The sequence below is a fragment of the Nocardia sp. NPDC058497 genome, assembly GCF_042720195.1.
Classification (GTDB): Bacteria; Actinomycetota; Actinomycetes; order Mycobacteriales; family Mycobacteriaceae; genus Nocardia.
Genome location: NZ_JBHXMY010000128.1, coordinates 1 through 6293 on the forward strand (window position 1 = coordinate 1; position 6293 = coordinate 6293).

Annotated in this window: 8 protein-coding genes; 5 read left to right on the forward strand and 3 right to left on the reverse strand. The window is 69.6% G+C overall.

The annotated features are described in order from the left end of the window. From ACFWPJ_RS11720 to ACFWPJ_RS11730, 3 genes are all read left to right on the forward strand, one after another. The coding region (locus ACFWPJ_RS11720; RefSeq protein ID WP_378849886.1) for a metal-dependent hydrolase at positions 1–506 on the forward strand (506 nt) is incomplete at its 5' end. A gap of 214 nt (positions 507–720) precedes the next feature. After that, positions 721–1977: a lipase family alpha/beta hydrolase gene (locus ACFWPJ_RS11725; RefSeq protein ID WP_378849888.1), complete on the forward strand. Its 1257-nt coding sequence runs from the start codon at positions 721–723 to the stop codon at positions 1975–1977. Next, on the forward strand, positions 1974–2774 hold the full coding sequence (locus tag ACFWPJ_RS11730; RefSeq protein ID WP_378849890.1) for a HugZ family protein: 801 nt from the start codon (positions 1974–1976) through the stop codon (positions 2772–2774). The genes ACFWPJ_RS11725 and ACFWPJ_RS11730 overlap by 4 nt, the downstream gene beginning before the upstream one ends. Positions 2775–2805: 31 nt before the next feature. Here the strand turns inward: ACFWPJ_RS11730 and ACFWPJ_RS11735 are convergent, their stop codons facing one another. After that, positions 2806–3156 carry a hypothetical protein gene (locus ACFWPJ_RS11735; RefSeq protein ID WP_378849891.1) on the reverse strand — a complete coding sequence of 117 codons (351 nt, stop codon included), beginning with the start codon at positions 3154–3156 and terminating at the stop codon, positions 2806–2808. Positions 3157–3234: 78 nt separating this feature from the next. Next, positions 3235–3819 (reverse strand): HdeD family acid-resistance protein, encoded by a 585-nt coding sequence (locus tag ACFWPJ_RS11740; RefSeq protein ID WP_378849893.1) that lies wholly within the window; start codon positions 3817–3819, stop codon positions 3235–3237. Between the two features lie 156 nt (positions 3820–3975). Here ACFWPJ_RS11740 and ACFWPJ_RS11745 point away from each other — a divergent pair, with 156 nt between their 5' ends. Continuing rightward, positions 3976–4956 carry a glycosyltransferase family 9 protein gene (locus ACFWPJ_RS11745; protein WP_378849895.1) on the forward strand — a complete coding sequence of 327 codons (981 nt, stop codon included), beginning with the start codon at positions 3976–3978 and terminating at the stop codon, positions 4954–4956. Here the strand turns inward: ACFWPJ_RS11745 and ACFWPJ_RS11750 are convergent. After that, complete coding sequence (locus ACFWPJ_RS11750) at positions 4938–5270, reverse strand: ArsR/SmtB family transcription factor (RefSeq protein WP_378849897.1); 333 nt, start codon at positions 5268–5270, stop codon at positions 4938–4940. The two genes, ACFWPJ_RS11745 and ACFWPJ_RS11750, sit on opposite strands and share 19 nt — an antisense overlap. A gap of 262 nt (positions 5271–5532) precedes the next feature. On the opposite strand from ACFWPJ_RS11750, the gene ACFWPJ_RS11755 reads away from it, so the two are divergent. Then, positions 5533–6293, forward strand: a 761-nt coding sequence (locus ACFWPJ_RS11755; protein ID WP_378849899.1) for a M23 family metallopeptidase, incomplete at its 3' end; no start/stop codon positions are given.

A 6293-nucleotide genomic window follows, 5' to 3' on the forward strand; every position in this document is an offset into this window, starting at 1 on the left:
GCCCGGTGTCACATCACCTGTGCCGGTTCATTTCCTGGGCCTCGGGCGGTCATCGCCACGGCACCCATTCGCTGCTGTTCGTGGTGGCCGCGGTCGCCGCCACCTGGGCCGGGGAGCACTACCTCGGCAGGCCGTTCACGCTGAGCCTGGTGTTCTTCCTGCTCGCGCTGGGGGTGCGGTCGCTGCATCTGTGTCCGCGGGGTAAGAGCGTGCGGACCTACGGGACGGTCATCGTGCTGGCGACGGCGGGCACCTTCGCCGTCGACCACTGGATTGTCGACCGGCCCGCGTGGCTGCCGATCTGTGTGGGGCTGGGGTGCCTGGCGCACCTGCTGGGTGACTGCCTCACCGAGCGGGGTTGCCGGCTGCTGTGGCCGTTCCCGCTGCGGACCAGGGTGCCGTTGATCGAGCGGACCGGGAACCGGGTCGAAACCTGGGTCATCTCTCCGCTTTTCGTGCTCGGCACGATGGGTGCGCTCTGGTACGCGATCATGCATCGGCCGTAATCGGCGATCGTTCGTGAGGACGGCGGGCCCTCCCCCGCCGTCCTTGTTTCTTTTTCCGAAGTTCGATCTAGTGATTTATATGGTTAGATGCGCATATCGCAGTAGCGCCATGTTAATTGTGACTGGTAACGAAAGCGAGCGGGAGACTCCATCCATCGTCCCGAAGCTGCCCCACGCCCAGCACCTTTCAGTGCACAGTTGTACTCTCAGCCTCGTGACCGAGCAGCTCCCCCAATCCCAGGCCGAAGTACAGGCGCTCACGCGGCTGGCAGGCGACGAGTTCGTCGGCGCCGTCGACGGGATCGCGGCCATCCACCGCGCCATCTCCGACCGGGTGTTCGCGGCCGTGCGGGTGGGCGTCGGCCCGGCCGCCGATCCGGTGAAGCTCGTGCACGACGCGATCACCGACGGCGTGTACGCGGTGGTCGGCGGGACCGGGTTCGTGGTGGGCGAGATCGCGAGCGCGGTCCAGGTTCCTGGTGTCACCGCACCGTCGCGCACCGTGTGGGGCGCGGGCATCCTGGCCGCGGTGCAGGGGCTGATCGGCGACGCGCTCGAGGACGAGGCACCGATCCTGTCCTCCCCCATGACCTTTCGCGTCGACGGCGTGCCGGTACCGCCCGAACAACTGGCAGCCCATTTCGCCGTGCCGACGACCCGGCTGGTCGTGCACCTGCACGGGCTGGTGGAGACCGAGCACGCGTGGCGCCTCGGCGGGCGCCCCACCTACGGCGAACGGCTGGAAGACGAACTCGGCTACACCCCGGTCTTCGTGCGGTACAACTCGGGCCTGCACATCTCCGAGAACGCGGCACAGCTCAGCGCCCTGCTGGCACGGCTGGTGGCGGCCTGGCCGCTGCCGGTGCACGAGATCTGCCTGATCGGCCATTCGATGGGCGGGCTGGTCGCGCGCAGTGCGTGCCATCAGGCCGACGAGGCGGGCGAGCAGTGGGTGCGCGCGGTCCGGCAGGTGGTGTGCCTCGGCTCCCCGCACCTGGGCGCACCGCTGGAGCAGCTCGCCCACTACGCCGCGGCCGCGTTCGATCTGCTGCCCGAGACCCGTCCGCTGGGCACGCTGCTGCGCAGGCGCAGCGCGGGCATCCGGGATCTGCGCCACGGTTCCCTGGTCGACGAGGACTGGCGCGATCTGGACGTCGACACCCTGCGCGCGCGAGCGGTGCGTGAGGTGCCGTTGATCGCCGGCGCCGAGCACTACTTCGTCACCGCGACGTTCACCCGCAGCCCGAAGCATCCGCTCGGCCTGATCGTGGGCGACGGCATGGTGCTGACCGGCAGCGGGTCTGGTCGCGGCCGGGCCCGCCGGATCGGCTTCGACGGCGTCAACAGCCTGCATGTGCCCGAGGCGAACCATTTCAGCCTGCTCAATCACGACGCGGTCTACGCGGCATTGCACAGCTGGCTGTCGAGCACCCCACGCAAGGCAGTCCGGGTGGATACGCTGTGGCCATGACTCTCGACCACGGCGACCCCGGCGACGCACCCTCCATCCCGCTGCCGACCGCTCCCCTGGCCAACGAGGCCCGCCCCTCGGCGGCCGAGGAGGCCAGAACGATTGCGGCGGCCACGAATACGGGCACCCTGGCCAGCCTGACGGCAGACGGGGCGCCGTGGGCGTCGTTCATCACCTACGGACTGCTCGACGGCGCGCCGGTGCTGAGCGTCTCGCGACTGGCCGAGCACGGCCGCAATCTGGCCGCCGATCCGCGCGCCAGCATCGCCATCGTGACACCGGACATCCCGGCCGATCCGCTGGCGGGCACCCGGATCACCCTGGCGGGCGTGGTGGAGCAGCCGGTGGGCGCCGAGGCCGAGGCAGCACGCGCCGCGCACCTGGCCGCGATCCCCGCCGCGAAGTACTACATCGACTACAGCGATTTCACGCTGTGGATCCTGCGGGTGCAGCGGGTGCGCTGGGTCGGCGGATACGGGCGGATGGATTCGGCCTCGGCGCAGGAGTACCTGAACGCCCAGCCGGATCCGATCATGCCGCACGCCGCGCCGGGCATCGCGCACCTCAACGCCGACCACGCCGACGCGCTGCTGGCGATGGCGCAGCGGCTCGGCGGATTCCCCGACGCGACCACCGCCTCCTGCGAGCGCGCCGACCGCTACGGGCTGGAACTGCGGGTCGAGACGCCGCGCGGGGTGGCTCGTACCCGGGTCGGCTACTCCGAACCGCTGTCGGAGATCTCCGAATTGCGGTCGGCGACGGTCGAACTGGCGCGCCGGGCCCGCGCGGCGGGCTGATCCGCGCGGACGGCCTGCCGGGCCGAGCGGATCAGGTCCAGAGCGCGGCGACGAGCACGTTGACGATCGCGAGGCCGCCCGCGACGTCGGTCATCCAGTCGATCTGCTTGCCGCGCTTGGCGTCGGCCCTGCCCATCTCGGCGAGCGCGACCACGATCACCGAGATCGCCAGCTTCACCGCCAGCTTGACGTGGTCCGGGTCTTTGCCGAGCGAATCGACACCCGAGGCCAGCCCGGCCAGGATCACACCGGTGACCAGCTGCGCACGCGCGCCCCAGACCATCAGCTCCGACACGACAGGACGCGAGGCGGCGAAGCCACCGACCACGGCGGCCATCCCGAGCAGGTGGGTGACAACCACCAGGTTGTAAACGAATTCCATGAATGCCGAGCGTAGTTCACACGAAAGCGGCCGATGCCCGAAGGCACCGGCCGTTCTCAGACGAACTTTCCCGTGGCGTCAGAGTGCCTGCTGTTCCAGCACCTGCGAATCCTTGCGGACGCCGAAGGCCGTGATGATCTCCATGATGCCGATGACGATCAGGAAGATGCCGACCACCAGGGTGAGGGTCGTCAGCGAGCTGATCGGCCACACGATCAGGACGACACCGGCGATGGCGCTGATGATGCCGTAGAAGATCTGCCAGCCGCGGCCGGGGACGCCCTTCTCCGAGAGGGCGGCGAACAGGATCGCGATGCCACGAAACAGCCAGCTGATGCCGATGAACAGGCCGAGCAGCACGATCGAGGCGAAATCGTCGCGGAAGCAGAAGACACCGATGATCAGCGACAGCACACCGCTGATGAAGGACAGCACCCGGAAGCTGGTGCTCGGCAGGTGGGTGAAGGCGGCGATCAACTGGAAGATGCCGCTGACAACCATGTAGATACCGAACAGAATGCCCGCCACGAGCAGCGAGGGACCGGGCCACACGAGCACGATGATGCCGAGGACCACCGCGAGGAGGCCGGTGACCAGGATTGTTTGCCAGGTTTTCTTGGCAAGAGCCGCAAACGGGCTCTCCAGCACGGTATTTGTCGTCATGACGAGATGTTATGCCCGGCTGCTCTGGTTTTCCGGACATTAGCTGGGGCCGTGATCGTGTCGCGACCGCGGGCAACGCGCTGAGCGGGGGTGGCGTGACAGCCACCACGTCCTTGCCCACGCGAACGTTTGACGTCCCCTGCTCCCGGGTAGGTCATGGAAGTGTCGGTTGTACTCGTGCTGCAAGCTCGGGGCCTCGGTGATCTCCTCGCCGCGGTCCCGGCTCTGCGTGCTCTGCGCCGGGCCGAACCACGCAGCAAGATCGTGCTGGCGGCGCCGCATCGATTGGAGCAGATCGTCGATCTGATCTCCTCGGTCGATGAACTGGTGCCCACCGCCGATCCGGCCGCACTGATCTGGGACGGGCCCGCGCCCGAGCTGGCGGTGAACCTGCACGGCGCGGACGGCGCGAGCGCGCGAGCGCTGGCCGATACCGGCGCCGACCGGATCATCGGCCACCGCTCCCCCGCACTGCCCAAGCTCGCGGGTCCCCGCTGGGATCCGGAGGCGCACGTGGTGGATCGGTGGTGCCGGCTGCTGGAGTCGGCCGACATCGTGGCCGATCGCCGCAATCTCGGGCTGGTGCCGCCGGTGGCGTCGCTGAGCCGCCGGGACTGCGTCGTCGTGCACATCGGCGCGGGCGCCCCCGCCCGGCGGTGGCCGCCGGAGCGGTTCGCGGCCGTCGTGCGACATCTGCTGGTGCTCGGCCGGGACGTGGTGCTCACCGGCGACCCGTTCGAACGCGAGATCGCCGTGCAGGTGGCCGCGCAGGCGGGCCTGCCCGACGACCGGGTACTGGCGGGCAGGCAGAACCTCACCGACCTGGCCGCCACCGTCGCCGAAGCCTCCCTGGTGATCAGCGGTGATACCGGTGTCGCGCATCTGGCGACCGCCTTCGGCACCCGCACCGTGCTGCTGTTCGGGCCGACGCCGCCGCGCCGGGGCGGGCCGCCCGCCCACCTGCTCGGCAGGCACGCGGTGTTGTGGGCGGGACAGGTGGGCGATCCCGAGGGCCGCTCGCCGGACCCGGGCCTGCTGCGCATCGGCGTGCCCGAGGTGGTGGCCGCCGTGGACGCGCAGCTGGACAAGCAGGACTGGGCGGACTCGACCCGCTCGCGTTATCGCCGGGTGGGCTGAGCCGGGGCGACCGCTTCGCGCAGCGCGGCCACGTGGGCGGCCAGCGCACTGGGCCAGAACTGCTCGAGATAGTCGCGGGCGTCGCTGAGGCCGCGGGGGTCGAGGGAGTAGAGGTGGCGGTTGCCGTCGCGGCGCATGCTCACCAGATGCGCTTCGCGGAGCACGCGCAGGTGCTGCGAGGCCGCCGAGCTGGTGATACCGGTGGCCGCGGCCAGGTCGGCGACCGAGCGTGGGCCCTGCGGTAACGACTCGAAGATCGCGCGCCGGGTGGGGTCGGACAGGGCCGTAATGGCCCGAACTCCGTTAGTGTCCACTGAATCAGTGTCCTCCGGATGGGGATATTCGGCAACGATCTTGCGACCTGGGCATTCCTCCCGGTCGATCCTCGGAAACTCCCGTTTTGTTATGCTGTCGTTATAGATCAACTGGGGTTATAGCCAGGCGTGATGGCAGCCACATCAGTCGCCGTCGACATCACGGTTTCGCTACGTTCGAAACATGTTCGTGACCAACCCGTTATCCGCTCGAGTCTCCGATGCCCTCGCCGGCCGTGGGCGAGGCGTTATCGCGGGTGCGGTGGCTTTGTCCGCACTCGTGGGAACCTCCGCCGCCGCCTTCGGTGGGCCCGAGACCCCGACTTCCGACACCAGCATCACCGCGGGCGCCACCCAGGCCATCACCGCGGGCCAGTCACCGTACCGTTTCGTCGCCTACACCCCCGCCGAGGCCCAGGGCCCGCAGGGCGAGGCCCCCGCGTCGGCCCCGATCGCGTGGGAAGAGCACCGCGAAGCGGTCGCCCTCGCGCTGCCCGAGCTGCCGCCGCTGCCGGTCATCGCCCCGCCCCCGCCGCCGCCGCGCCCGCAGACCGTCCGCCCGGTCAACGGCAGGCTGACCTCCTACTACGGCGCCCGCTGGGGCGAGTCGCACAACGGCATCGACTTCGGTGACCCGATCGGCGCGCCCGTCTTCGCCGTCACCGACGGTACCGTGATCGAGACCGGTCCGGCTTCCGGCTTCGGTCTGTGGGTCCGGGTCCAGCAGGACGACGGCACCATCGGTGTGTTCGGCCACGTCAACGAGATCCTGGTGCAGGTCGGTCAGCACGTGAACGCCGGTGACGTCATCGCCACCGTCGGCAACCGCGGCCAGTCCACCGGCCCCCACCTGCACTACGAGGTGCACGTGCCGGACGGCTCCCTCTACGGCGCCCCGATCGACCCGCACCCGTGGCTCGCCGCCCGCGGCGGGGCCCCCGGGGTGGCCCCCGCCGGTCTCTTATACACAAAAGAACCTGCCGACCAAAAAAGAGGGGTTTTTAACGGTGGGGGCCGGGTCGA